The following is a 23,461-nucleotide window of genomic DNA, read 5'->3' on the forward strand; positions in this document are numbered from 1 at the left end:
GCTTATCTGACCCGTTTGTTCTTGGCGTCTGCGGCGTAGACCCGGTGGATGAGCTCCGCAACGGCCTTATAGAAGACTGACGGGATGACACTATCGATCGAGACTTGCGCAAACATGGAGCGCGCAAGCGGCGGATCCTCGAACACCGGTATGCCGTTCTGCTCGGCAATCTCCCTGATTTTGAGCGCAATAAGGTCCTGACCCTTGGCCAGCACCACCGGCGCATCGTTCTCTTCACGCGCGTAACGCAGCGCCACCGCATAATGCGTCGGGTTTGCAATCACCAGCGTCGCGCGGTGCACGTTGGCGATCATGCGCCGGCGCGCGCGGTCGCGCATCAGCGAGCGCTGCCGGCTCTTGACGAAGGGGTCGCCCTGCGCCTGCTTGTTTTCTTCCTTCACCTCGTGTCGCGTCATCTTCAGCTCGGTGAACCAGTGATGGCGCGTCCAGAAAAGATCGGCGATCGCCACGATCGCGGTGGCGATCAGCATGACGATGATGATCTTGCGCATCGCTGCCATCATTCGCACGAGAATCGTCTGCGGATCGGAGAACATCGCGTCGATCGAGCCGAAATATTCGCTCCTGAGCACGAAGAACAGGATCACCCCGACGACGACGACCTTGAACAGCGATTTTCCGAATTCGACCAGGCCGGGCACGCTGAACAGTCGTGACCAGCCTTTGATCGGCGAGATACGCGAGGCCTGCGGGCGGATGCGTTCAAGCACCAGTGTCGGCAGATTCTGGAAGACGGAGGAGGCGATGCCGAACACCATGAACAGGATGAAGGCGGGCGCCACCAGCGCGGCACTTGCCCAGCCGAGCCGCCCGAACAGCGCCAGGACATCCGGCCCCGTCTCGATCTTCCATTGATCGGGCTGTTCGAAGATGTCGCGCAGCGTTTCACTCATGCGTCCGACGCTGTCGGGAAGGAAGAATACGAGGTAAATGAAGGTCGCGAGGATCGTCGCAAAGATCGAAAGCTCGCGCGAAGACGGCACGTTGCCCTTTTCCGCGGCATCGCTTTGCTTTTTCGCGGTTGGGGCTTCTGTTTTGCTGTCCTTGTCATCGTCTGCCAAGTCGCGGCCCTCCGTCAAAAAAATAGGCCGCAGCTAATGCATGCCGCCCAAAAAGGTGCAGCGGTTTTGGGATAACGACATGCATCAGAACAAAGATCTAAAGCGCGTCGCAGGAACCGAGTTCTATGCGACGCGCTTTAGAGCGCGGTCTATGGCTGGAAGGGTAGTCGCCTGTGGCACGGCGATCAACAGCCGCCTTTCGGCATGCCGGATTTGTCAACAGTCTCGACGTGCCGATGCATGTTGCCTGGAAGTGTGCAGCGGTTCCGGGATAACGACGTGCATAAAACAAGGAACTAAAACGAGTCGCATGAATCAGTTCACTGCGACGCGTTTTAGGCGGCCGCCGAAGCGTCGCCTTCCTTTTCCTTGAGCTCGATCTGACCGGAATTGGCCAGGCGAATCGCTTCCTGGGCCACGGCGCGGCGGGCAATCGCGATCTCGCGCGGATTGACGCCGCCCATGCCGCTCTGCAGATCCGATTCGATCATGCGGCGCTGACGTGGGCTGATGGCGGAGAGAACCGATTCGCGAATCTCGGGGGGCGACCCGCGCAGCGCGACGGTGAGCACATCCGTCGAGATGTCGTTGAGCAGCATGACGCGGCTGCGCTGCGGCATGTACATGAGGTCCTCGAACAGGAAGATCTTCGGGCGAACCTTGTTGACCGATTCGCGGCTGATCGATTCGAGCGAGCTCAGCAGCGTGTCGACCTGCGGCTTGTCGAGCTCGTTCATGAGATCGGCGACCTTCGTCGAGCCGGCTGCATTGCGCTCTGCCTCGACCTCGGCAAGCAGCGTCATGACCTGGTTTTCAATGATCTGCGCAGCCTTGGGGCTGACCGCCTTCATATTGACCGTTCTGTTCATGATGTCGGCGCGGCGGTTGTCGGGAAGCTGCAGCAGCACCTTGGCGCCGAAGGAGGAGGGCATCATCGAAAGAATATAGGCGACGGTCTGCGGATGTTCGCGCAGCAGGAACTGTGCGACGAATGTCGGCTCCGCCTCGCTAAGGCGATCCCAGATCGAGGTTTCGTAAGCTTGGAATGCGGTGCGGCGGCCGAGCAGGCTATCGACTTCGTCGGGCGTCAGGCCTTCTTCCAGGATGGCCTCGATCGCCTTGGCGTTGTCCATCAGTCCGGCGCCCTCGGTGAAGAGGTCTTCGAATTCGGAGACGAGCAACAGCAGCTCGTCCGGCGGAATGGCGCGTAGCGACTGGGCGGATGAGATAATGGTCTGCAGTTCGGCCTGGGTGAAATATTTCAACAGCCGGCCGGCGACTCCCTTTCCCATAGCGAGAAGAACAGCCGCCGCCTTTTCAGCCTGGGTCAACGGTTTCCCGGCTAGCGCGCCGCCGAAATCGTCAAAGTCCATCATGGTCTAACCTCTCCGTCCCACACAGGGATCAGGCTTTTTTCGTACTCAAAACTTCTATTAGTTTCACACCGAATCGCGTGTCGTCGTTATCAAGCACCGTAATTTCGCCGCGGGCAATCCTGCGGCCATTCACCATGATCTCGACCGGTTCGCCGATCTTCTTGTCGAGGGCGATCGTCGCCCCTTCATTGAGGTTCATCAGGCCGGAGACCTGCATGCGGCTGGTGCCGAGCATGATCTGGACGTCGATCGGGATGTCCATGATCAGGTCGAAGTTGGAATTCAAAGCGCTGCCGAGCGGGGCTGGCGACGCCTCGAAGGAACTGCTGCCGAAATCCATGCCGGCAGCCGGGCTGGCATCGCCGCCGCCGAAGTCGCCGCCGAAATCGTCGCTGCCAAAGGGGGTTTCCGAAGTCTCGCCACCAAAGGCCGCCAGGTCCGTTCCTGCTGCGAAGGGGTCGCTCTGCAGGTCGTCGCCAAACTGCGACAGGTCGCCGTCGGCATCCTGCTTCAGCACGCCGCGCAGATCGTCGATCGCCTGATCGAGATCCGCTTCGCTGCCCGGAAGATCCAGGGAGAGGTCGCTGTTCTGCTGTGTTTTCTTCGTAGCCATGAAATCACTATTCCAGTTGAAACTTGCCTCAAACTGCCTTTGCAGCCCAAAAGCCAGAGAACCGATTAATTCATTAAATGACGGATGAGTTCATCATCCGAGTTCATCGTATCCTTGACGCGGACCATGTAGTTTTCGCCTGAACGCCCGAACTCGCACACATACAATTCCTTGCTGTTGGCGCTGACCTCGACACGCACGTCGCCGTGGTCGCGGAACGGAATGACGTCGCCGACCATCAGCTTCGATATCGTGCGCAGCGTCAGGTCCTGCAGCCTGATCTTGGCCTCGAGCGTGACATGTGAGCGGCGGACCTGGTCACCGAGCTGTTCGGTCCATTCCGCTGAGTTGCTGCTGGCCTGGCGTTTCGGCTTCGGCGGCGTCACCTTGGTCTTGAGCAGTGCCGTCTGCGGAACGATCAACGAAAATTCCGAAACGATGCCGGCAAGCGCGATCGACATGTTGATGGCGGCCGCGAATTCATCCGGACGATCCTCCTGCGGCCGGGCGCGCATGTCATGGGCGTGCGGAGCCGAAAGGCTCGGTTCGAAACCACCCGGCGCGTTGACGGCCGAGCGCAGCACCTTGGCGATCTTGTCGAAGACCATGATCGCCAGATCGAGCTCGATGATCGAAAGCATCCGGTCGGCCGGTTCCTCGATTGTATCGGCGGTGGCGCCGAGCAGATGCTCCATCAGCGTGATGACGAAGCCGTTGCCGCAGGCAAGCGTAATGTTCTGCGACCAGTTGCGCAGCGTCGCGTCAACGAGTGTGACGTTCGCGCTCAGGTCTTCGATGAGGTGGTTCTTGTAGCCGATCTCGCAGCCGAGATAGTTGACCGTCACGTCGAGGCCGGTCTCGCTTTTGATGACGTCGGGAAAGAATTCACTGTAGATCTCCCCGAAGGAACTGCAGATCTTGGCGACCCTGCCTCTGTCGCCAAGCCCGCCTGTCAGCTTGGCGAGAAGGGCAGGATCCATTGCCGGTTTGTCGTGCGAAGCATTGCTCATAGTCATTTAAGCCGCCTTGTTTTCGCCACCTGGGTTCATCATTTCCTGCTCGACCGCATCGATGGACGGACGCTCGTAAGCCGAGATCGTCTTGCGGCCGTATTCGAGAGCGACCTGCGGTACCGAGCCGTTCATATAGGCCAGCAGCGTCTGCTTGACGATGACGTAGAGGCGGTGCTGCTTGTTGCGCACGACCTTGATCTGGGAGACCAGCGGCGAGCAGACGCAGTAGGACAGGAGAATGCCGAGGAAGGTGCCGACGAGCGCCGAGCCGATCAGGTGGCCGAGCACTTCAGGCGAATCGTTGATGTGGGCCATCGCCTTGATGACGCCGAGAACGGCCGCGACGATACCGATCGCCGGGAAGGAATCGCTCATGATCTGGATCGAGTGGTAGGGCTTCATCTTGTCGTGCATGATGGTGTTGAGCTCTTCGTCCATCAGCGCCTCGATCTCGTGGCTGCGAGCGTTGCCGATGATGATCAGGCGTACGTAGTCGCAGATGAACGCCGTCAGCTCCTTGTTCTTCAGAACCGTCGGAGCCGCCTGGAAGATCGTCGATTCGGCCGGATTGTCGATATGGGCTTCGATTTCGTTTCGCGACTTGGTGCGCAGGTCGCGCATTAGCGAATAGAGCACGCCGAGCGTATCGAGATAATTGCGTTCCTTCGGCACGGCGTGCCTGAAGGCTTCGCTGAGCGCCTTGCCGGAGTCCTTCACCACCTTCATCGGGTTCGCCATGATGAAGCTGCCGAGGCCGGCGCCGCCGATGATGAGGAATTCGAAGGGCTGGAACAGCGCGTCCACTTCGCCGCCCATCGCCATGAAGCTGCCGACGATACAGCCGCAAGTCACTATAAATCCGATAATGATATTCATCGTCAGCCCAATCTGAACGTTGCTTTTCTTTGAGACGGATAGGGTTTCTGCCTTGCGTGAGGCTGATGAAAGGCCCGATCGCGAGGCATTTCCGCGTGCCAGCTTCGCGCAAGCATCTGCCGTCAGTCTAAAGGAGACGAATGGGTGCCCGCGCCCGTTTCTGAGATGCCGCCTCAGCGAAATCCCGGCCGAACCACTCAAGACGACGCCCGGCTTTTCGTCCCGTTCATCGCCAATGCTTGGAGCTTACCGACATGCAATCCGGTCTTTATGTTTCTCTGTCGTCGCAGATGGCCCTCGAAAAGCGTCTGAACACCATCGCAGACAACATGGCGAACGTGAATACGACCGGTTTTCGCGCCACCGAGGTGAAGTTCGACGAGATGGTGGCGAATACCAAGAACAAGCTGAACACCAAGGTCGCGTTCGTTTCCCAGGGCAACGACTATCTGAACGAGGGAAACGGCGAACTGCAGCACACCGGCAACATGCTCGATTTCGCCATCAAGGGTGATGCGTGGTTTTCGCTCGATACGCCGGCCGGCCGCGTCCTGACGAGGGATGGCCGCTTCACGATCAAGGAAACCGGCGAACTTGTTTCGATCCGGGGATATCCGGTTCTCGACGCTGGCGGTGCCCCGATCCAGCTCAATACCAAAGGCGGCGAGCCCGCCGTCGGCACCGACGGCATCATCTATCAGGGCGGTCGCCAGGTCGGCTCCCTCGGCCTGTTCGAGGCCGATATCAGCAGGGGTTACTTGCGCTACGAAAACAGCGGCATCATGACCACCGACCAGCCGCGCGCCGTCGTCGACCGCTTCAATGTCGGTGTCGAGCAGGGTTATCTCGAAAACTCCAACGTCAACGCCATGCGCGAGATCACCCAGCTGATCGAAGTCAACCGCGCCTTCGAAAGCGTCTCGTCGCTGATGCGCGACAGCGAAGATTCCTTCAAGGAAGCCGTCCAGACACTTGGGGGCAGCCGCTAGGCGAAAGTTGAAAGTTAAAGCATGAGCACCACGCTACTGTCTGAGGACGGCCTTTCCCCGAAGCTGGCGCATCTGGCGGGCCTCGTCGACCGATACGCATCGCCGGAGTTCGCAGTTGCCCATGGCGGTCGCGTGCAGACCATCGCCGCCGGCCATTACACGGTTCACGGCCTCTCCCGCCATGTTCGTCTCGGCGAGTTCGTGGCCCATAAATCCGCGACCGGCATCCATCTGGGCGAAGTCGTGCGCGTCGAGCCGGAACTGATCTATGTCTGCCCGATCGAACCCGGCGAGCCGATCGGCATACACGATACCGTCATCCGCAAGGGCGCCTTCCGTATTTCACCGTCAGACAGCTGGTGTGGGCGCACCGTCAACTCGCTGGGCGAGCCGATCGACGGGCTGGGTCCGGTCACCGAGGGGCTCGATCGCCGCTCGATCTCCAATACCGCGCCGCCCTCGATGACCCGTAAGCGTGTCGAGACCGGCTTCAAGACGGGCGTGCGCGCGATCGACATCTTCTCGCCGCTCTGCCTGGGGCAGCGCCTCGGCATCTTCGCCGGCTCCGGTGTGGGCAAGTCGACGCTTCTGTCCATGCTCGCTCGCGCTGATGCTTTCGACAAGGTTGTTATTGCGCTCGTCGGCGAACGCGGCCGCGAGGTGCGCGAATTCATCGAGGATACGCTCGGCAGCAATATGAGGAAGGCGATCGCCGTCGTCGCAACCAGCGACGAGAGCCCGATGCTTCGCAAGATGGCGCCGCTGACGGCCGTCACCATCGCCGAACATTTCCGCGACAAGGGCGAGAACGTCCTCTTCATCGTCGACAGCGTCACGCGTTTCGCCCATGCGATCCGCGAGGTAGCGACCGCCTCCGGCGAACCGCCGATCGCGCGCGGCTATCCCGCTTCCGTTTTCACCGAGCTGCCACGTCTGCTGGAACGCGCCGGTCCCGGCCCCGAGGGCGCCGGAACCATCACGGCGATCATCTCGATCCTCGTCGACGGCGACAATCACAACGACCCGATTGCCGATTCGACGCGCGGCATCCTCGACGGTCATATCGTCCTGCAGCGCAGTCTCGCCGAAGAAGGGCGTTATCCTCCGATCGATCCGCTTGCCTCGATCTCGCGTCTTGCCCGCAAGGCCTGGACGCCGGACCAGGAAAAGCTGGTGTCGCGGCTGAAGGTGCTGATTCACCGCTTTGAAGAGACGCGCGACCTGCGCCTGATCGGCGGTTACCGCCAGGGTGCCGATCCCGATCTCGACATGGCGGTCAAGCAGGTGCCGATCATATACGACGTCCTGAAACAGTCTCCGGGCGATCGCGACTCGCCCGATGCCTTTGCCGATCTCGCCGGCGCGCTCAAGGCTGCAGCCGGCATGGGCAATCAGGGCGGACCCATCCAGAGGAGATAGACGTGACTGAATTCGACGACGAACGCATCGCTTCCCTGAAGCAGCGCAGGAAAACCGTCATCCTGGATCGGCTGCTGACCTTTACCGGCCTGGCGCTTGCCGGCGCCGCCGCTTTCTTCCCCTGGTACGTGTTCTTCAACGCGGACAAGTTCGGCATCAATGTTGCCACCAGCAGCAATTCGCGCGAACTGCCGGATTGGCCGGCGCGCAACGTCTTCAGCGTCTCGCCGCTTGCCATGGTCAACAAGAACGAGGGGGATAAGAAGGCCCCGCCAATCGATCCGCTGACGACCGCAACGGTGTCCGATCTCGGCAAGGAGCGCGATGGCGGCCCCATATTGGAGGATCAGCCCTTCCCCGGCAAATCATCCTTCCGCCTACTGCATGTTTCCAACGGCCGGGCGCTGATCGAGGATCCCTCCGGGATGTATGTGGTGCGTATCGGCTCGATCCTGCCCGATGAAAGCCGCCTTGCGACACTCGAGCAGCGCGACGGCAAATGGGTGATCGTCACCTCCAAGGGCGAGACCTACCAGAACAACTGAACCTGTCTGCAAACCCAGGCAACAGGGGCTCCGCCGCGAACCGGCCGGAGCCCCTGTTCTTTTGCCCCTGTTCTTTTGATGGCGGCGTTCGCACAAAAGCCTCGCGAAGCCTGAATTCCCGTAAGTCCCACGCAAGATTACCGCACTAGGTTCGGGACAGTAAAAACGGAGAGTTTCATGCAACCAATCCAACTTTTCGACTTGGCTTCGCGACAGGCGGAATGGCTGACGATTCGTCAGCAGGTTGTTGCCGGCAACATCGCGAATGCCAATACCCCGAAGTTCCACGCCAAGGACGTCACGCCCTTTGACGCTGTGCTCGACAAGTCCGACATCGCCATGGCGCGCACCAATCCGGCGCATCTCAGCGGTAACGATTTCAGCAACAGCGGCGATATCGACGTCAAGGACGCTGCACTCGACCAGGAAATCGGCGTCCAGGAATCCGGCAATACCGTCGGTTTGGCCGAGGAGCTTTCCAAGTCGGGCGATATCAAGCGCCAGTACGATCTGAACACCTCGCTGGTCAGTTCCTTCAACCGCATGATGTTGATGACCGTCAGAAGGTAAAGTCATGGATCCGCTTTCAGCAGCAATGAAAATCGCCGGCTCCGGGCTCGAAGCGCAGTCAACGCGCTTGCGCATCGTCTCGGAAAACATTGCCAATGCCCGCTCGACCGGCGACACGCCCGGCGCCGAGCCCTATCGGCGCAAGACGATTACCTTCGGCCAGCAGATGGATCGCGCCAGCGGCGTCGAGACGGTCGGCGTCAAGAAGGTCGGCGTCGACGAAGGCGACTTCAGCACTGAATTCGATCCCAGCAACCCGGCTGCGGATCAGAAGGGCGTCGTCAAACTGCCGAACGTCAACATCCTCGTCGAGATGGCCGACATGCGCGAAGCCAACCGCTCGTATGACGCCAATCTGCAGACCATCAAACAGACCCGCGATCTCATCTCCTCCACGATCGATCTCCTGAAGAGCCAATAATAATGATCAGCAGCGTCCAGAATGTCAGCAACCTTTCGATGACCCGCGCGCTCGGCGCCGTCGACACCGAAAATTCCGCCTCGTCGTCTGCCGCCACCATGCCGGGCGCCGCCGGTGCGGCCAATGGCATGAGCTTCGCCTCCGTCATGGGCAACATGGCGAGCGACGCGGTCAGCAGCCTGAAGGGTGCGGAAAGCATGTCCTTTGCCGGTATCAAGGGCACGGCGACGACGCGTGAAGTTGTGGATTCCATGCTCCAGGCCGAGCAGACGCTGCAGACCGCGATTGCCATCCGCGACAAGGTCGTCTCGGCCTTTCTCGAAGTCACCAAGATGCAGATGTAACTGATTTGAGGACGAACACATGAGAGCGCTCGCCATCGCAGCAACGGGCATGGATGCCCAGCAGACCAATCTGGAAGTCATCGCGAACAACATCGCCAACATCAATACGACGGGTTTCAAGCGCGCTCGCGCCGAATTCTCGGATCTTCTCTACCAGACCGAACGTGCCAAGGGTGTCGCCAACCGCGCCAACCAGGCCGTCGTTCCGGAAGGTGCCAATATCGGCCTCGGCGTCCAGACCTCGGCGGTCCGCAACCTGCATCTCCAGGGCGAACTGACCCAGACCGGCAATGATCTCGACGTGGCGCTGATCGGCAAGGGCTTCTTCCAGATCCAGTCGACCGACGGCACGACGCTCTACACCCGCGCCGGCGCCTTCAACAAGAACGACCAGGGCCAGCTCGTCACCATCGACGGCTACGAGGTCCTTCCCGGCATCACCATTCCAACAGGCTCGACCGAGCTGACGATCAGCCGCTCCGGCCAGGTTTCTGCCAAGCTGCCGGGTGCGACGGATGCGACCGTGCTCGGCCAGCTGACGCTTGCCGACTTCGTTAACGAGGCGGGTCTCCAGCCGCTCGGCGACAATCTCTTCCAGGAAACGCCGGCCTCCGGCGAAGCCGTTATCGGCAATCCCGATGAGGAAGGATTCGCTTACATGAAGCAGGGCTATCTGGAATCTTCGAACGTCGACCCGGTGAAGGAAATCACCGAGCTGATCTCGGCCCAGCGCGCTTACGAAATGAATTCCAAGGTGATCACCACCGCTGATGAAATGGCCTCCATCGTCAGCAAGAACCTGAAGTAAGGGAAGGGCCGAAACATGATGTTTTGCCGGGCAGGACACATCTCAGGATGGGTGGCGGCAGCCACGATCGCAGTCGCGGGCATTATCTTGCCTGCGAACGCGGATGCCGGCATGGGTTATGCCGTCGTCCCGACCACGATCATCTACCCCGGCGACACATTGTCGGCCAGCCAGCTTCAGGAGGTCGAGGTCACCAACCCCAACCTCGCCGGCGACTATGCCAAATCCGTTTCGCAGGTCGAAGGCATGGTTTCCAAGCGCACGCTGTTGCCGGGCCGCACCATCTCGGTTTCGGCCCTGCGCGAGGCCTATACCGTGACCCGTGGCTCTTCGATCCGCCTGGTCTTCTCGCTCGGCGCGATGACGATCTCCGCCGCCGGCACGCCGCTCGAAGATGGCGCGACGGGGCAGGTCGTCCGCGCGCGCAATATGGATTCCGGCGTCATCGTCAGCGGCACCGTGCTTGCGGACGGCACGGTCCATGTGAGGGCAAAATGAAATTGTTCTTCCGTTTCGTTACTCTTGTCGCGGTTCTCGCCATGAGTTTGGCTGATGTCGCGCCCGCCTGGGCGCTGACCTCCCGCATCAAGGACATCGCCTCCCTTCAGGCCGGCCGCGATAACCAGCTGATCGGTTATGGCCTCATCGTCGGCCTCCAGGGGACCGGCGACGGCTTCCGGTCCTCGCCCTTCACCGAGCAGTCGATGCGCGCGATGCTGCAGAATCTCGGCATCTCGACGCAGGGCGGCCAGTCCAACGCCAAGAATACGGCGGCCGTGATGGTCACCGCCAACCTGCCCCCTTTCGCAAGCCCCGGCAGCCGTATCGACGTGACGGTGAGCTCGCTCGGCGATGCGACGTCGCTGCGCGGCGGCACGCTCGTCATGACCTCGCTTTCCGGCGCCGACGGCCAGATCTACGCCGTCGCGCAGGGTGCCGCCATTGTTTCCGGTTTTCAGGCGCAGGGCCAGGCGGCGACCGTCACCGAAGGCGTCACCACTGCCGGCCGCGTGCCCGGCGGCGCGATCATCGAGCGCGAACTGCCGTCCCGCTTCAAGGATTCGGTCAATCTCGTCCTGCAGCTGCGCAACCCCGACTTCTCGACGGCGATCCGTATTGCCGACATCGTCAATGGTTATGCCTCGGCGCGATTCGGCGGCCCGGTTGCCGAAGCCAAGGATTCGCAGGAAGTTGTGATCCAGAAGCCGCGCACGGCCGATCTCACCCGGCTGATGGCCGATATCGAAAATCTCATCGTCGAGACCGATACGCCGGCCAAGGTGGTCATCAACGAACGCACCGGAACGATCGTCATCGGCTCGGACGTCCGCGTCTCGCCGGTTGCCGTCAGCTACGGCACCCTGACGGTTCAGGTCACCGAAACGCCGCAGATCATCCAGCCCGAACCCTTCTCGCGCGGCGTAACCGCCGTCCAGCCGCAGACCGATATCGCCGCGGAGCAGACCGGCGGGCGCGTCGCGATCATCGACGGCCCTGACCTCCGGACCCTCGTCGCCGGCCTCAACAACATCGGGGTGAAACCGGATGGTATTATCGCCATTCTCCAGGGCATCAAATCGGCAGGCGCCCTGCAGGCGGAGCTTGTGCTGCAATGATCAAGATCATCAACCCTGACATGACGGTCCCGCAATTGCTGCGCCGTCTGGCGCTGCCGGCCGCGGGCCTCGTCCTTCTGTCGATCCCCGGCGCCTTCGCGCAGGAACATGCACCGGCTGGCGACATCACGTCCCAGGACGAGATCAAGCAGTTCTGTACCAACATTGCCGAGCCCGCCCGCGACCAGCGTTATCTCCTGCAGAAGCAGGAACTGGAAAAGCTTCGCGCCGACATCGACGCCCGCATGGCGGAGATGGACAAGCGCAAGGCCGAATATCAGGACTGGCTGAAGCGGCGCGACGATTTCCTGAAGCAGGCGGAAGCCGGCCTCACCGAGATCTACAAGAAGATGAAGCCGGATGCGGCCGCACTCCAGTTGCAGGACATGAAGATCGAGGTGGCCTCCGCCGTGATCATGCGGCTCGGCCCGCGGCAGTCGAGCCTCATCCTCAACGAGATGGACCCGCAGAAGGCCGCTGCCATCGCCAGCGTCATTGCCAGTGCGTCCGATCCCAATACGTCGAAGGATCCTTCATGAATATGCGTTTCCCGGCCGCGATCGCCGCCCTCGCACTCCTTGCAGGTTGCCAGTCTCCGACCGCGGTCAGCGAGATCGGCCGCGCGCCCGCCATGAGCCCGATCGGAAGCGGTCTTGCCTACGGCCAGACGCCGCAGATGGCGCTCTATCCGAAGCAGCCGCGCGCCGTGGCGCAGGGCTACTCGCTGTGGAGCGATTCGCAGGCCGCTCTCTTCAAGGATGCGCGTGCGCTCAACGTCGGCGACATCCTGACCGTCGACATCCAGATCAACGACAAGGGCTCCTTCGACAACGAGACCAACCGCAGCCGCAAGAATTCGAGCGGCATGAACTGGGACGTCAACGCCCAGATCTTCGGCTGGACGCCCGAGTCCAAGACCGATCTGACCTATGGCTCCGATACCAGCACCGACGGCAAGGGCAAGATCGAGCGCACCGACAAGCTCACCCTTCTGGTCGCCGCCGTCGTCACCGGCATTCTCGAGAACGGCAACCTCGTCATATCGGGCTCGCAGGAAGTCCGCTTGAACCAGGAACTGCGCATTCTGAACGTTGCTGGTATCGTTCGTCCGCAGGACGTCAATGCCGAAAACCAGATCTCCTACGACAAGATCGCCGAAGCCCGCATCTCCTACGGTGGCCGCGGCCGCCTGATGGAAGTGCAGCAGCCTCCGCGCGGCCAGCAGGCCGTCGATCTTTTCTCGCCGCTTTGAGGCTGAACGACGATGGCAGAACCAGACGCAAGCGCAGGCCAACCGAAGAAATCCGGCACGCTGATGACGATCATCGGCGTCGTCGTCCTGACCCTGCTCGGCGCCGGCGGCGGCTGGGCGGTCGGCACGATCGTCGCGCCCAACATCAAGGGTGCCAAGGAGGTCGAGCAGGCCAAGGATGCCGAGGCCAAGAAGAAGGCCGAGGAAGGTCTGGCGCGCATCTCGACCGAGGCCAACAACGTCGTCCAGCTCGAGCCGATCACCTCGAACCTCGCCTACCCCTCGGAAAACTGGGTGCGACTCGAAGTCGCGCTGCTGTTCAACGGGCCACCGGATGTCAAGGTTTCCGAGGATATTCACCAGGATATCCTCGCCTATATCAGAACCGTTTCCCTTCAGCAGATCGAGGGGCCGCGCGGCTTTCAATATCTCAAGGATGACATACAGGAACGTGTTGACCTTCGCTCGCAAGGGCGGGTATCGAAGGTCATGTTCAGGACATTTGTCATCGAATGATTCGTCTCATAGTTTTCCTTGCCGCCATGATGGCGGTACCGGAACTGGCGGTGGCACAGCAGCTGCCGACTGACTTGTTGAACGTGCCCGTCGATGGCTCCGTCGCCGCCTGGATCATCCGCACATTCGGCCTGCTGACCATTCTTTCGGTCGCGCCTGGCATCCTGATCATGGTGACGAGCTTCCCGCGCTTCATCATCGCCTTCTCGATCCTGCGCTCAGGGATGGGCCTCTCCTCGACGCCTTCCAACATGATCCTTTTGTCGCTGTCGCTGTTCATGACCTTCTATGTCATGTCGCCGACATTTGATCAGGCCTGGCAGAACGGCGTACAGCCGCTGCTTGCCAATCAGATCAACGAGACCGAGGCGGTCCAGCGTATCGCCGAACCCTTCCGCACCTTCATGGCGGCCAATACTCGCGACAAGGATCTGGCGCTCTTCGTCGATCTGGCGCGCGAACGCGGGCAGAATATCCAGACGACCAATCCGATCGACTACCGCGTGCTGATCCCGGCCTTCATGATTTCCGAAATTCGCCGCGGCTTCGAGATTGGCTTCCTCGTCGTGCTGCCGTTCCTCGTCATCGACCTCATCGTCGCCACAATCACCATGGCGATGGGCATGATGATGCTGCCGCCGACCTCGATCTCGCTGCCTTTCAAGATTCTCTTCTTCGTGCTGATTGACGGCTGGAACCTGCTCGTCGGCAGCCTGGTGCGCTCGTTCAGCTAGAGCGGTTCAGCTTTAACGGAAGCGCAGAACCGCTCTATCCTTTTGTTTTTACGCAATTCCGGACGGAAAACCGCTTCGCACTTTTCCTGGAATTGCTCTAACCGGCTGCCGCAGCTTGATATTCGCCTATGAGAAAACCCGCCGGATCGCTCCGGCGGGTTTCTAATTGTGCAGCCGTCCCAAAGTGCTGCAGCGCCCGTTGCGCGTCTGAACCGACGCGCAACGGAGTGCAGATCGAAAGCCTCACTCGGCCGCGAACGGCACCGTGCGCGGCGGCAGCGCCGGAATGTCCATGTGATCGGGTGCAAGACCCTGCTTGGCACGCTCGGCCATGATTTCATAGGCCTGCTCCAGATGGTCGCAGAACCGTTCGGCATCGAAGAGCGGCGCGATATAACGCTTCTCCTTGAGATGCGTCTTGTATTGCGCGATCCGCGCGGGATTCTCAGCCAGTTCGACGGCAAGATCCTCATAGGCCTGCAGGTCGCTTGCCACGAGTTCAGGAAGGTCGATGGCCCTGAGCAGGCTCTCGCTGACGCGTGAGGCGAAGTTGGTGCCCTTGACGGTCAGGACCGGCAGACCGCCCCAGAGCTGCTCCGAGGTGGTCGTGTGGCCGTTGACGGGGAAGGTGTCGATGCCGATGTCGGCCGCCTGCTGACGGTCGATGTGCTCTTCGTAGGGCGCGCGCGGGCAGAAGATGATCCGCTTGGCGGAGATCCCAGCCGCCTGGAATTGCTTCAAGAGGTTCGCCTGGTTGCGCGGCGTGTTCGCCATCAGCCAGAGCACGCTGTTCGGCGCGCGCTTGAGAATGCGGCACCAGCTGTCGATCGTCTCCGGCGTGATCTTGCGGTTGCCGTTGAAGGACGCGAAGATGAAGGCGTCTTCCGGCAGGCCGAGCTGCTCGCGGGTGACAGGGCGTGGCTTCGGGCGATGCATCGGGTCGTTCGGCTGGTAGCTCTCCGGCAGCCGGCAGAATTTCTCATGGTAGAAGGGCTTGGCCACCTCGGGCAATACCGAATGGTCGCCGATGACGTAGTCGAGATCGATATTGACCGTGCTGCCGGGGAAACCGAGCCAGCCGACATGCACCGGCGCGAGCGGCAAATTGAAGGCCGACGCGCGGCTGCCCGAAGTATGGCCCTTCAGGTCGACCATGATGTCGATATTATGCTCGCGCACCGCTGCCAGCATCCCCTGGTCGGAGAAGCCGTGAACGGTGACGATCCGGCCCCAGCGGCTGCGGTCGGTATTGTTGTGCTTGAGGTACTCAGGGCCTGTATGGCAGAAGAGCGTCACCTCGAACCGGTCCTTGTCGTGCAGTTCGAGGATGCGCTGCAAGAGCTTCATCGTGGCGTGGCGATCCCAGAAGTCCGATGACATGTAGCCGATCCGGATCTTGTCCGACCAGCTGTGCGGCTGGTTGCGGCGGAGGGCCACCCGTTCCGGGTTGAGGGGGGTGGTGCCGATCGTCGCATATCGGTTGAAATCCTCGTTGCCGCACCAGTGCAGATGATAGAACGGGTTATCCTTGCGCAGGATCTCGACATCGCCCTTTGCGAGTGAGGCATCGATCACCGCCTGATGTTTGCTTGCCTCTTCGAACTCATTGAATTCGCGGGCGAAAACCAGATGCAGGAAGCGGAATGCAAGATTGCCTGGAAACCGCTTGAAGAGGTTGCGCGAGAGGCTCTGGTTGGTTGCATCGTTCAGATCGTCGCTCAGTAGCAGGGCTGCCAGGCGCATATGATCGGGATTGGCGCTCTGCGACAGCACCGTCTTGAACGGGCGGATGATATCCCGCTGCTGCCGCTTCAGATAGATCGCGGTGATGATGAAGGCGAGTTCCGGGTCTTCCTGCGCCTTGCTAAGGTTTCGCATGGCGATCAGCAGAGCATCGTCCTCGCTGCCGGTCTCGTAGTGCAGCTTGGCCGCCTGTTTCTGGTATTCGTAGGAGTTCGGTCCTTCGCAGTTGCCGGCCAGGCCATAGGCTTTCGCGGCATCGGCCTTGAAGCCGAGCTGCACGAGGTTCTTGGCCAGCAGCGCATAGGTCTTGGCGTCCTGCTGAATATCCATCAGCTGGTTGAGCGTTGCCAAGGACTGTGTGTAGCGGCCCATCTGGTAATCCTTGGATGCCGCAGAGAACGAAACTTTGCTGTTCAAAACCCAACTCCGTGAAGGAAATGTTCTGGCGTCGACCGCCGAGGCACGGACAGGCCGTCCTCCGCAAAAAACGGGCGGATCGGTCCGATGGTGCTATCCCGGCGCCTGCCACATTGGCATTCGAAGCTTGCTTGAAACCGGTGCGCTTGGTGAACCTCTGCTTTCGAGGGGAAATGCCGACTTTTGCCTAGGGAAAACGCTTAGTTTTCAAGAGAATTAGAGTGCCAAGGAATATATTCAGCAAGCATTAACTATCCCCTGCGAGGAGCCGGCCTGGGGCCTGTATTTTTAAGGAGTTGGCAAGCATTGGCTGCGAGATTGCCCTGGACATGACGGGTTTGGGCCAAACAAAAAAGGCGCCGAGTAGCATGAAGCTGGTCCGTCATCGCCGGTACTATAGTCCGGTATGTCCTCCTTTTTGTATCTAGTTTTCCAGGGGACAGACTTATGACAAGCATTAACACCAATACTTCCGCGCAGGCCGCTCTCCAGACGCTGCGTAGCGTTAACCAGAGCCTCAACAACACGCAGAACCACGTTTCTTCTGGTTACCGCGTTGAAAAGGCTTCGGACAACGCTGCTTACTGGTCGATCGCAACGACCATGCGCTCGGACAACAAGGCACTTTCCGCCGTTTCCGACGCTCTCGGCGTAGGCGCTGCCAAGGTCGACACCGCTTACACCGCCATGGACAGCGCCATCGATGTCGTCGGCGACATCAAGGCCAAGCTGGTTGCCGCGACTGAAAACGGCGTCGACAAGGCCAAGGTCCAGGAAGAAATCGGTCAGCTGCAGCAGCAGCTCCTGAGCATCTCTCAGTCGGCTTCCTTCAACGGCGAAAACTGGGTTGCCGGCGCCTCTGGCACCAAGAGCGTCGTCTCCTCGTTCGTCCGCGACGGCTCCAACGCCGTTTCGATCACCACGACCGACTACGTTCTCGACAGCGGCTCTGCGGGCAACGTTCTGTTCGGCATGAGCGGCGGTTCGGTCGAAACCTCCACCGGTATCCTCGGCACTTCGAGTGGTGCGACCGGTTCGATCTACGCGATGGACATCACCAACTTCACCGCCGGCCAGATCCAGTCGGCTCTGACCAACGTTGAAGCGGCTCTGAAGGCCATGACCAGCGCCGGCGCTGCTCTCGGTTCGCTCTCCAGCCGCATCGACGCCCAGGACGACTTCGTGTCTGCTCTCAGCGACTCGATCGACTCCGGTGTCGGCCGTCTCGTTGACGCCAACATGGAAGAAGAGTCCTCCAAGCTCAGCGCCCTGCAGACCCAGCAGCAGCTGGCGATCCAGTCGCTGTCGATCGCGAACTCCTCTTCGCAGAACATCCTGTCGCTCTTCCGCTAAGACCGGTCGGCACAAGGTTTCCAAGTTTCGCGGCCGGGTCATCCCCGGCCGCGAAATGTTTTAATATAAGGTTAATGAAAATCCTTCTAAGCCTCAGATATTTTTGAATAATTTCCGATCTCGATTTAGCTTTCTTTAACCATCTTGCTGTTTTCTAGGCCCATCGAAACGGCGAGTTAACCTTAACAGAGATGGTTAACAGGCATGATGCTGATCGCTGTGGGCCGGCCGAAAATCCGGAATGTCCCTTCTTAAGATCTGCCAACAAGGGGCAAGCAAACTATGACGAGCATCAACACCAATAACGCTGCAATGGCAGCCCTCCAGACTCTCCGTGGTATCAACCAGGGTCTCCAGGAAACCCAGGCTCACGTTTCGTCCGGCTATCGCGTCGGCAAGGCTTCCGACAACGCTGCTTACTGGTCGATCGCAACGACCATGCGTTCGGACAACAAGGCACTTTCCGCCGTTTCCGACGCTCTCGGCCTCGGCGCTGCCAAGGTCGACACCGCTTACTCCGCCATGGACAGCGCCATCGATGTCGTCGGCGACATCAAGGCCAAGCTGGTTGCCGCGACTGAAAACGGCGTCGACAAGGCCAAGGTCCAGGAAGAAATCAGCCAGCTGCAGCAGCAGCTGATGAGCATCGCGCAGTCGGCTTCCTTCTCCGGTGAAAACTGGGTTGCCGGCGCTGACGGCACCAAGAACGTTGTTTCGTCGTTCGTCCGCGACGGCTCCAACGCCGTTTCGGTCGTGATGACCGACTATATTCTCGACGACAGCTCCACGGGCAACGTTCTGTTCGGCATGAGCGGCGGCTCGGTCGAAACCTCCACGGGTATCCTCGGTACTTCGAATGGTGCGACCGGTTCCGTCTACGCAATGGACATCACCAACTTCACCCTCGGCGAGATCCAGTCCGCTCTGACCAACGTTGAATCGGCTCTGAAGGCCATGACCAGCGCCGGCGCTCAGCTCGGCTCGATCTCCAAGCGCATCGAGCTGCAGGAAAACTTCGTGTCGGCCCTCAGCGACTCGATCGACTCCGGTGTCGGCCGTCTCGTTGACGCCAACATGGAAGAAGAGTCCTCCAAGCTCAGCGCCCTGCAGACCCAGCAGCAGCTGGCGGTCCAGTCGCTGTCGATCGCGAACTCCTCTTCGCAGACCATCCTCACGCTGTTCCGCGGCTAATAACCCTCGGAAATATCGGCCCGCCGGTCTCCGGCGGGCATCTCGGAATCGAGCCGCGCTTCAATGGAGCGCGGCTTTTTTAATTTCCGTTAACTGTTGATTAACCATAATGCTGTCTTCTGCGGTCAACGAGACGGCGAGTTAACCAAATTTAAGAACCGGTTAACAGGCATGAGGCTGATCCCCGTTCCCGGTAGCTTCCCGGAATGTCCCTTTTTTCCATTTGCCAACAAGGGGCAATCATTTCATGACCAGCATTTTGACGAACGTCGCGGCGATGGCCGCTCTTCAGACACTCCGCGGAATCAACGACAGCCTAGAAACGACGCAGAACCACGTATCGTCGGGTTACCGCGTCGAAAAGGCAGCCGATAACGCCGCCTACTGGTCGATCGCAACGACCATGCGTTCGGACAACAAGGCACTTTCCGCCGTTTCCGACGCTCTCGGCCTCGGCGCCGCCAAGGTCGACACCGCTTACTCCGCGATGGACAGCGCCATCGACGTCATCAGCGAAATCAAGGCGAAGATCGTCGCCGCGACCGAAAAGGGCGTCGACAAAACCAAGATTCAGGAAGAAATCAGCCAGCTGCAGCAGCAGCTTCTGAGCATCGCGCAATCGGCTTCCTTCTCCGGTGAAAACTGGGTTGCCGGCGCTGACGGCACCAAGAGCGTCGTTTCCACCTTCGTGCGCGATGGCAACGGCAATGTCTCGGTCAAGACAACGGACTACATTCTGAACTCGAGCTCCGCGGGCAACGTCCTCTTCGGCATGACCTCGACTGGCACGATCGAGACGAGCTCCGGCATTCTCGGCACATCATCTGGTACGATCGGCTCGATCTACTCGATGGACATCAGCACTTTCGGCTCGGTTGAGATCTCCATGGCCCTGACGTCAATCGAGGCCGGCCTGGATGCCATGACCAAGGCTGCATCGCAGCTCGGCTCGATTTCCACTCGCATCGAGCTGCAGGAAAACTTCGTCGGCGCGCTCAGCGACTCGATCGACTCGGGCGTCGGCCGCCTCGTCGATGCAGACATGGAAGAGGAATCGAGCAAGCTGACGGCGCTGCAAACGCAGCAGCAGCTGGCCATCCAGTCGCTGTCGATCGCCAACTCCAGCGCTCAGAACATCCTCACGCTGTTCCGCAGCTAAATCTGGCGCTGAAGCTGGACCGAATCTTGCGCCACCGTCTGGCAGCAAGCGCAAAGCCTCCCGGACCGCGCCCGAAGTGGCGCGGTTCTTTCTTTTATATCAATGCTTTGGTCGACATTTCGATCGCTGCGCCAGGCTCAGTGCTGCGCTCTTGCCCAATAGGTTGGTATCGAGTTAACTTCGCCTCGAGTTGATTTGCTTTTGCGACACGCCGGTAGAAACTCTGCCGGAGGCATGACGCCAGTTCAGTCGCCGCCGGTAATCCGGCCTGCCCTTTCACCCCGATTCCGAGACCTGTCGATGACCGTTAAGATTACCAGCGCGGCCGCGGTGAATGCGCTTGCGGTGCTGCGCAGCATCAACAAAGAAGCCAACCAGACCCAACAGCAGGTGTCCTCGGGATATCGTATCGAGACGGCCGCCGACGATGCGTCCTACTGGTCGGTCGCGACCGTCATGCGTTCGGACAGCACCAATCTCGGAACGATCGGAGATGCGCTCGGTCTCGGCGCTGCCAAGGTGGATGCGACCTACACGGCGATGGACTCGGCGATCGATCTCATCGGCCAGATTCGCGCCAAGCTGGTTTCGGCAAGAGAGCCTGGCGCCGACAAGGACAAGATCAACGCCGAGATCAGCGAATACAAAGAGCAGTTGCAGACCGTCGTCGAATCGACGTCGTTTGCGGGTGAAAACTGGCTGTTGAACGGTGACACCGCTGCGCCGCCGACATGGCAGGTCATCTCTGGTTTCGTGCGCGCTCCGACCGGCGAATATCAGGCCCAGACCATCGATTTCCCATCCTCGCAGACCATCCTCATCGACAAGAACAATGCCAGCGGCGGCCTGCTGACCAAGCCGGTCGATGCCAATGCGATCAATAACAGCGGCACGACGTCGCGGAACTATTATTTGCTGAACGCTAACTCCACCACGCCGGCGACAGGTACGGAAATTGCGATTGGCAAAACCACGACCGATGCACAACTCACCGACATGCTTGACGTCACCGACTCGCTGCTCTCCTCGCTGACGACGACGGCCGCGTCCATCGGGGTGATGAAGACGCGCATCGATGATCAGATCGACTATACCGCCGATCTGTCCGATTCGATCGACAAGAGCGTCGGTGCGCTCGTCGATACCGACATGGACGAGGCTTCGATTCGGCAGAAGGCGATCGAAACCCAGAAACAAATGGCCGTCGAAGCGATCTCGATCCTCAACACGGCCGCAAGCAAGATCCTGATCCTGCTGGAATAGGGGCGGGCGCGATCACGGGTGGCGGCGGCGCCATTCATCCTCGCGCAAGTTTGACTTCCTAGTTTCCGGCATGAAGGCATCGTCCGAATCCGTGCCGGCGCAAGGTCAGGCCCTTGTCCGTTTCGAAGGGGATGGCGGCGCGCAAGGTCACTTTGAGCGGGGGCGGGCATGTTGCATGCCTCCCGAATGCTGGATGGTTTTTTTATGAGCATTTCGCTTTCCCGGTATTTGAAGGATTTCGGTGAACCGGAATCGTCAGCGCCGATCCTCGACATGGATGTTTTCGGCGGCGACGCTTTCCCCGAAATGCCGAGCGAACCGGCGATCGATATCGAGGCAGAGCGCCGCGAAGCCTATGCGGAAGGTCATGCCGCAGCGACCGCGGAATTGACTGACAAATACGAACTCGAGGCGCGGACGCTGGCGGAGGTCCATGCGCGTGAACTCGAGGAACTGAAGCTTCGCTACGAAGTCGAGGCGGCGGCGGTCATTGCATCCCGCATCCGCGATATCGCCGAAGAGGTGGCGCAGCTGGTCAGCGCCGGCGCCGCGTCCGCCATCGCGCCTGTGATGACGGACGCGCTCGCCGCCAAGGCCGCCGAAAGCCTCGCGGCCCTGCTGCGCGACGCGATCCTCGAAGGCGCGGCCGGAGCGATCGTCGTCAGGGGGCCGGCCCGGCTTTTCGACATAGTGAAGGCCGAGCTCGGCGAACATGCCGGGGCGGTTCGCCACATTGAGACCGACGATATCGATCTCGCCGTCGAAATCGGTGAATCCGTCATCGTCACCCGTATGTCCGCCTGGGCAGCCAGCTTGAAGAAAGTTCTCGAATGAGCGAAGGCGAAAACCACCACCACGGCAAGAACGAGATCATCATCGTCAAGAGACATGGCGGCGGTGATCACGATGGCGCCCATGGCGGTGCGTGGAAAATTGCCTATGCCGACTTCATGACGGCGATGATGGCGTTCTTCCTGGTCATGTGGCTGGTCAATGCCGCCAACGAGGAGACCAAGGCGTCGGTCGCGACCTATTTCAATCCGATCAAACTCTCCGACGAAAAGCCCACCGAGAAGGGCCTGAAGAAGCCCGTCGACAACGCCGAGGGCGAAGAGAAGCAGGAGAAGTCGAAGCAGAAGGAAGAAGATCCGAACGACGGCAAGGCTGCGGCCGATGGTGACGATCAGACATCGACATCAGGCGACCAAACCAATTATTCCGAGGCCGATTTCTTCGAAAATCCTTATTCGGTTCTGGCCGAGATCGCCCAGGAGGTCGGCCAGCAGGCCAACGTCAGCGCCAAGGGTGACGGCGGTGCCGCCGATTCCGGCCCGGCCACCGGCGCCGACGGCGGCGAGGCCTATCGTGATCCCTTCGATCCGGATTTCTGGACGAAGCAGGTCGAGGTCACGACAGCCGGCAAGACGTTGCCGCCCGGCAAGAGCGACGACCAGCAGGCGGTCGAGAGCGAGACAAGCGAGATCGCCAAGGTCGAGGATATGCAGCCGATACCGCTGACCACCGATCAGAAGGCGGCCAAGGAAACCAAAGAAACCAAGGAAACCAAGGAAACCAAGGGCGCGGTCGAAGCCAAGGACGGCAAGTCGCCTGAGGGCAAGAAAGCCGACGCTCAGAAAGACGCCGATCATCAGAAGGATGCGGACAAGAGTGCCTCCGAGACCGAGCAGCAGCAGAAGAAGGAAGCCGAGCAGCTGCAGGCCCAGATCGCCCAGCAGATCGGCGGTGTCGCCGGCAAGCTCGCCGAAGGTCTGACCGTGACGGCGTCCGAGGGCGGATTGCTGGTCAGCATCTCCGACCAGACCGACGATTCGATGTTCAATATCGGTTCTGCGGTTCCGCGCCAGGAGATGGTGCTCGCCATGGAAAAGATCGGTGCGATCCTGAAGGCGAGGGGTGGTGCGATCGCCATCCGCGGCCACACGGACGGGCGCCAGTATAAGGGCACGCAGAACGAGAATTGGCGGCTTTCGATGGATCGCGCACAGAGCGCCTACTACATGCTTGTGCGCGGCGGGCTCGACGAGAAACGCATCTCCCAGGTTTCCGGCTTCGCCGACCGTCGGCTGAAGCTGCCGTCTGACCCGTTCAACGCGACCAACCGCCGGATCGAGATTCTGGTGCAGGCGGATCAAGGATAGTC

25 protein-coding genes are annotated in these 23,461 nt (G+C 60.4%); 19 read left to right on the forward strand and 6 right to left on the reverse strand.

Annotated features, from left to right (window positions below; all coding sequences use genetic code 11):
* Positions 1 to 2: 2 nt before the first annotated feature.
* From flhB to motA, 5 genes are all read right to left on the reverse strand, one after another.
* Entirely contained in the window at positions 3 to 1,082 is a 1,080-nt protein-coding gene (flhB, locus tag ACD590_RS01860; RefSeq protein ID WP_026188625.1) for a flagellar biosynthesis protein FlhB, read from the reverse strand.
* A 335-nt stretch (positions 1,083 to 1,417) separates the two neighbouring features.
* The gene (gene fliG / locus ACD590_RS01865) at positions 1,418 to 2,458 is read right to left on the reverse strand and encodes a flagellar motor switch protein FliG (RefSeq protein ID WP_003545520.1); all 1,041 of its coding nucleotides are present in this window, start codon (positions 2,456 to 2,458) and stop codon (positions 1,418 to 1,420) included.
* A 28-nt stretch (positions 2,459 to 2,486) separates the two neighbouring features.
* A complete protein-coding gene (fliN, locus tag ACD590_RS01870; RefSeq protein WP_047622533.1) occupies positions 2,487 to 3,071 on the reverse strand; it encodes a flagellar motor switch protein FliN in 585 nt (194 codons plus the stop codon).
* Between the two features lie 65 nt (positions 3,072 to 3,136).
* Entirely contained in the window at positions 3,137 to 4,087 is a 951-nt protein-coding gene (locus ACD590_RS01875; RefSeq protein ID WP_439002029.1) for a FliM/FliN family flagellar motor switch protein, read from the reverse strand.
* Positions 4,088 to 4,960, reverse strand: a complete 873-nt coding sequence (motA, locus tag ACD590_RS01880; RefSeq protein ID WP_018244805.1) for a flagellar motor stator protein MotA — start codon at positions 4,958 to 4,960, stop codon at positions 4,088 to 4,090. It lies immediately after the preceding gene.
* A 254-nt stretch (positions 4,961 to 5,214) separates the two neighbouring features.
* Between motA and flgF the strand changes: the two genes are divergently transcribed.
* The 13 genes from flgF (at position 5,215) to fliP (ending at position 14,174) form a co-directional block, all read left to right on the forward strand.
* Entirely contained in the window at positions 5,215 to 5,949 is a 735-nt protein-coding gene (gene flgF / locus ACD590_RS01885; RefSeq protein WP_113544505.1) for a flagellar basal-body rod protein FlgF, read from the forward strand.
* 21 nt (positions 5,950 to 5,970) lie between these two features.
* Positions 5,971 to 7,368, forward strand: a complete 1,398-nt coding sequence (gene fliI / locus ACD590_RS01890) for a flagellar protein export ATPase FliI (protein ID WP_018244807.1) — start codon at positions 5,971 to 5,973, stop codon at positions 7,366 to 7,368.
* A gap of 2 nt (positions 7,369 to 7,370) precedes the next feature.
* Positions 7,371 to 7,913, forward strand: a complete 543-nt coding sequence (locus tag ACD590_RS01895) for a flagellar protein (RefSeq protein WP_168298652.1) — start codon at positions 7,371 to 7,373, stop codon at positions 7,911 to 7,913.
* A gap of 177 nt (positions 7,914 to 8,090) precedes the next feature.
* Positions 8,091 to 8,483 (forward strand): flagellar basal body rod protein FlgB, encoded by a 393-nt coding sequence (flgB, locus tag ACD590_RS01900; protein ID WP_027685990.1) that lies wholly within the window; start codon positions 8,091 to 8,093, stop codon positions 8,481 to 8,483.
* Positions 8,484 to 8,487: 4 nt separating this feature from the next.
* On the forward strand, positions 8,488 to 8,904 hold the full coding sequence (gene flgC, locus ACD590_RS01905; protein WP_027685989.1) for a flagellar basal body rod protein FlgC: 417 nt from the start codon (positions 8,488 to 8,490) through the stop codon (positions 8,902 to 8,904).
* Positions 8,905 to 8,906: 2 nt separating this feature from the next.
* The gene (locus ACD590_RS01910; RefSeq protein WP_028734021.1) at positions 8,907 to 9,248 is read left to right on the forward strand and encodes a flagellar hook-basal body complex protein FliE; all 342 of its coding nucleotides are present in this window, start codon (positions 8,907 to 8,909) and stop codon (positions 9,246 to 9,248) included.
* A gap of 19 nt (positions 9,249 to 9,267) precedes the next feature.
* The gene (flgG, locus tag ACD590_RS01915; RefSeq protein WP_028734020.1) at positions 9,268 to 10,056 is read left to right on the forward strand and encodes a flagellar basal-body rod protein FlgG; all 789 of its coding nucleotides are present in this window, start codon (positions 9,268 to 9,270) and stop codon (positions 10,054 to 10,056) included.
* A gap of 15 nt (positions 10,057 to 10,071) precedes the next feature.
* Positions 10,072 to 10,554 (forward strand): flagellar basal body P-ring formation chaperone FlgA, encoded by a 483-nt coding sequence (gene flgA / locus ACD590_RS01920; protein ID WP_018244812.1) that lies wholly within the window; start codon positions 10,072 to 10,074, stop codon positions 10,552 to 10,554.
* Positions 10,551 to 11,672 carry a flagellar basal body P-ring protein FlgI gene (locus tag ACD590_RS01925; RefSeq protein WP_027685986.1) on the forward strand — a complete coding sequence of 374 codons (1,122 nt, stop codon included), beginning with the start codon at positions 10,551 to 10,553 and terminating at the stop codon, positions 11,670 to 11,672. Before flgA ends, ACD590_RS01925 begins: the two co-directional genes overlap by 4 nt.
* Entirely contained in the window at positions 11,669 to 12,211 is a 543-nt protein-coding gene (locus ACD590_RS01930; protein ID WP_439002030.1) for a MotE family protein, read from the forward strand. Before ACD590_RS01925 ends, ACD590_RS01930 begins: the two co-directional genes overlap by 4 nt.
* On the forward strand, positions 12,208 to 12,924 hold the full coding sequence (flgH, locus tag ACD590_RS01935) for a flagellar basal body L-ring protein FlgH (protein WP_003556536.1): 717 nt from the start codon (positions 12,208 to 12,210) through the stop codon (positions 12,922 to 12,924). Before ACD590_RS01930 ends, flgH begins: the two co-directional genes overlap by 4 nt.
* Positions 12,925 to 12,936: 12 nt before the next feature.
* Positions 12,937 to 13,440, forward strand: a complete 504-nt coding sequence (locus ACD590_RS01940) for a flagellar basal body-associated FliL family protein (RefSeq protein WP_018445812.1) — start codon at positions 12,937 to 12,939, stop codon at positions 13,438 to 13,440.
* Positions 13,437 to 14,174 carry a flagellar type III secretion system pore protein FliP gene (gene fliP, locus ACD590_RS01945; protein WP_018244816.1) on the forward strand — a complete coding sequence of 246 codons (738 nt, stop codon included), beginning with the start codon at positions 13,437 to 13,439 and terminating at the stop codon, positions 14,172 to 14,174. Before ACD590_RS01940 ends, fliP begins: the two co-directional genes overlap by 4 nt.
* Before the next feature lie 243 nt (positions 14,175 to 14,417).
* Here the strand turns inward: fliP and ACD590_RS01950 are convergent, their stop codons facing one another.
* Positions 14,418 to 16,334 (reverse strand): O-linked N-acetylglucosamine transferase, SPINDLY family protein, encoded by a 1,917-nt coding sequence (locus tag ACD590_RS01950; RefSeq protein ID WP_130715629.1) that lies wholly within the window; start codon positions 16,332 to 16,334, stop codon positions 14,418 to 14,420.
* A 447-nt stretch (positions 16,335 to 16,781) separates the two neighbouring features.
* Between ACD590_RS01950 and ACD590_RS01955 the strand changes: the two genes are divergently transcribed.
* The 6 genes from ACD590_RS01955 to ACD590_RS01980 all read left to right on the forward strand — a co-directional run bounded on the left by ACD590_RS01955 (position 16,782) and on the right by ACD590_RS01980 (position 23,459).
* Entirely contained in the window at positions 16,782 to 17,687 is a 906-nt protein-coding gene (locus ACD590_RS01955; protein ID WP_018244818.1) for a flagellin N-terminal helical domain-containing protein, read from the forward strand.
* A 282-nt stretch (positions 17,688 to 17,969) separates the two neighbouring features.
* Positions 17,970 to 18,878 carry a flagellin N-terminal helical domain-containing protein gene (locus tag ACD590_RS01960; RefSeq protein ID WP_047622530.1) on the forward strand — a complete coding sequence of 303 codons (909 nt, stop codon included), beginning with the start codon at positions 17,970 to 17,972 and terminating at the stop codon, positions 18,876 to 18,878.
* A 247-nt stretch (positions 18,879 to 19,125) separates the two neighbouring features.
* Positions 19,126 to 20,037, forward strand: coding sequence for a flagellin N-terminal helical domain-containing protein (locus tag ACD590_RS01965; protein WP_018244820.1), 912 nt, complete (start codon positions 19,126 to 19,128; stop codon positions 20,035 to 20,037).
* Between the two features lie 300 nt (positions 20,038 to 20,337).
* Entirely contained in the window at positions 20,338 to 21,300 is a 963-nt protein-coding gene (locus tag ACD590_RS01970) for a flagellin N-terminal helical domain-containing protein (RefSeq protein ID WP_018244821.1), read from the forward strand.
* A gap of 204 nt (positions 21,301 to 21,504) precedes the next feature.
* Entirely contained in the window at positions 21,505 to 22,134 is a 630-nt protein-coding gene (locus ACD590_RS01975) for a hypothetical protein (protein ID WP_439002031.1), read from the forward strand.
* Complete coding sequence (locus ACD590_RS01980; RefSeq protein ID WP_018244823.1) at positions 22,131 to 23,459, forward strand: MotB family protein; 1,329 nt, start codon at positions 22,131 to 22,133, stop codon at positions 23,457 to 23,459. The genes ACD590_RS01975 and ACD590_RS01980 overlap by 4 nt, the downstream gene beginning before the upstream one ends.
* Positions 23,460 to 23,461 lie beyond the last annotated feature (2 nt).

Source organism: Rhizobium sp. 862_C5_N1_2, assembly GCF_051811205.1.
GTDB classification, from domain to species: Bacteria; Pseudomonadota; Alphaproteobacteria; order Rhizobiales; family Rhizobiaceae; genus Rhizobium; species Rhizobium leguminosarum.

Excerpts from the sequence above, each read along its gene's own strand:
- fliN (WP_047622533.1), bottom strand. The coding sequence starts at position 3,071 with ATGGCTACGAAGAAAACACAGCAGAACAGCGACCTCTCCCTGGATCTT.
- ACD590_RS01970 (WP_018244821.1), top strand. The coding sequence starts at position 20,338 with ATGACCGTTAAGATTACCAGCGCGGCCGCGGTGAATGCGCTTGCGGTG.
- ACD590_RS01975 (WP_439002031.1), top strand. The coding sequence starts at position 21,505 with ATGAGCATTTCGCTTTCCCGGTATTTGAAGGATTTCGGTGAACCGGAA.
- flgC (WP_027685989.1), top strand. The coding sequence starts at position 8,488 with ATGGATCCGCTTTCAGCAGCAATGAAAATCGCCGGCTCCGGGCTCGAA.
- flgG (WP_028734020.1), top strand. The coding sequence starts at position 9,268 with ATGAGAGCGCTCGCCATCGCAGCAACGGGCATGGATGCCCAGCAGACC.
- ACD590_RS01960 (WP_047622530.1), top strand. The coding sequence starts at position 17,970 with ATGACGAGCATCAACACCAATAACGCTGCAATGGCAGCCCTCCAGACT.
- ACD590_RS01980 (WP_018244823.1), top strand. The coding sequence starts at position 22,131 with ATGAGCGAAGGCGAAAACCACCACCACGGCAAGAACGAGATCATCATC.
- ACD590_RS01875 (WP_439002029.1), bottom strand. The coding sequence starts at position 4,087 with ATGACTATGAGCAATGCTTCGCACGACAAACCGGCAATGGATCCTGCC.
- flgH (WP_003556536.1), top strand. The coding sequence starts at position 12,208 with ATGAATATGCGTTTCCCGGCCGCGATCGCCGCCCTCGCACTCCTTGCA.
- fliG (WP_003545520.1), bottom strand. The coding sequence starts at position 2,458 with ATGATGGACTTTGACGATTTCGGCGGCGCGCTAGCCGGGAAACCGTTG.
- ACD590_RS01910 (WP_028734021.1), top strand. The coding sequence starts at position 8,907 with ATGATCAGCAGCGTCCAGAATGTCAGCAACCTTTCGATGACCCGCGCG.
- ACD590_RS01940 (WP_018445812.1), top strand. The coding sequence starts at position 12,937 with ATGGCAGAACCAGACGCAAGCGCAGGCCAACCGAAGAAATCCGGCACG.
- flgA (WP_018244812.1), top strand. The coding sequence starts at position 10,072 with ATGATGTTTTGCCGGGCAGGACACATCTCAGGATGGGTGGCGGCAGCC.
- ACD590_RS01965 (WP_018244820.1), top strand. The coding sequence starts at position 19,126 with ATGACCAGCATTTTGACGAACGTCGCGGCGATGGCCGCTCTTCAGACA.
- ACD590_RS01930 (WP_439002030.1), top strand. The coding sequence starts at position 11,669 with ATGATCAAGATCATCAACCCTGACATGACGGTCCCGCAATTGCTGCGC.
- fliP (WP_018244816.1), top strand. The coding sequence starts at position 13,437 with ATGATTCGTCTCATAGTTTTCCTTGCCGCCATGATGGCGGTACCGGAA.
- motA (WP_018244805.1), bottom strand. The coding sequence starts at position 4,960 with ATGAATATCATTATCGGATTTATAGTGACTTGCGGCTGTATCGTCGGC.
- flgF (WP_113544505.1), top strand. The coding sequence starts at position 5,215 with ATGCAATCCGGTCTTTATGTTTCTCTGTCGTCGCAGATGGCCCTCGAA.
- ACD590_RS01925 (WP_027685986.1), top strand. The coding sequence starts at position 10,551 with ATGAAATTGTTCTTCCGTTTCGTTACTCTTGTCGCGGTTCTCGCCATG.
- fliI (WP_018244807.1), top strand. The coding sequence starts at position 5,971 with ATGAGCACCACGCTACTGTCTGAGGACGGCCTTTCCCCGAAGCTGGCG.
- ACD590_RS01955 (WP_018244818.1), top strand. The coding sequence starts at position 16,782 with ATGACAAGCATTAACACCAATACTTCCGCGCAGGCCGCTCTCCAGACG.
- flgB (WP_027685990.1), top strand. The coding sequence starts at position 8,091 with ATGCAACCAATCCAACTTTTCGACTTGGCTTCGCGACAGGCGGAATGG.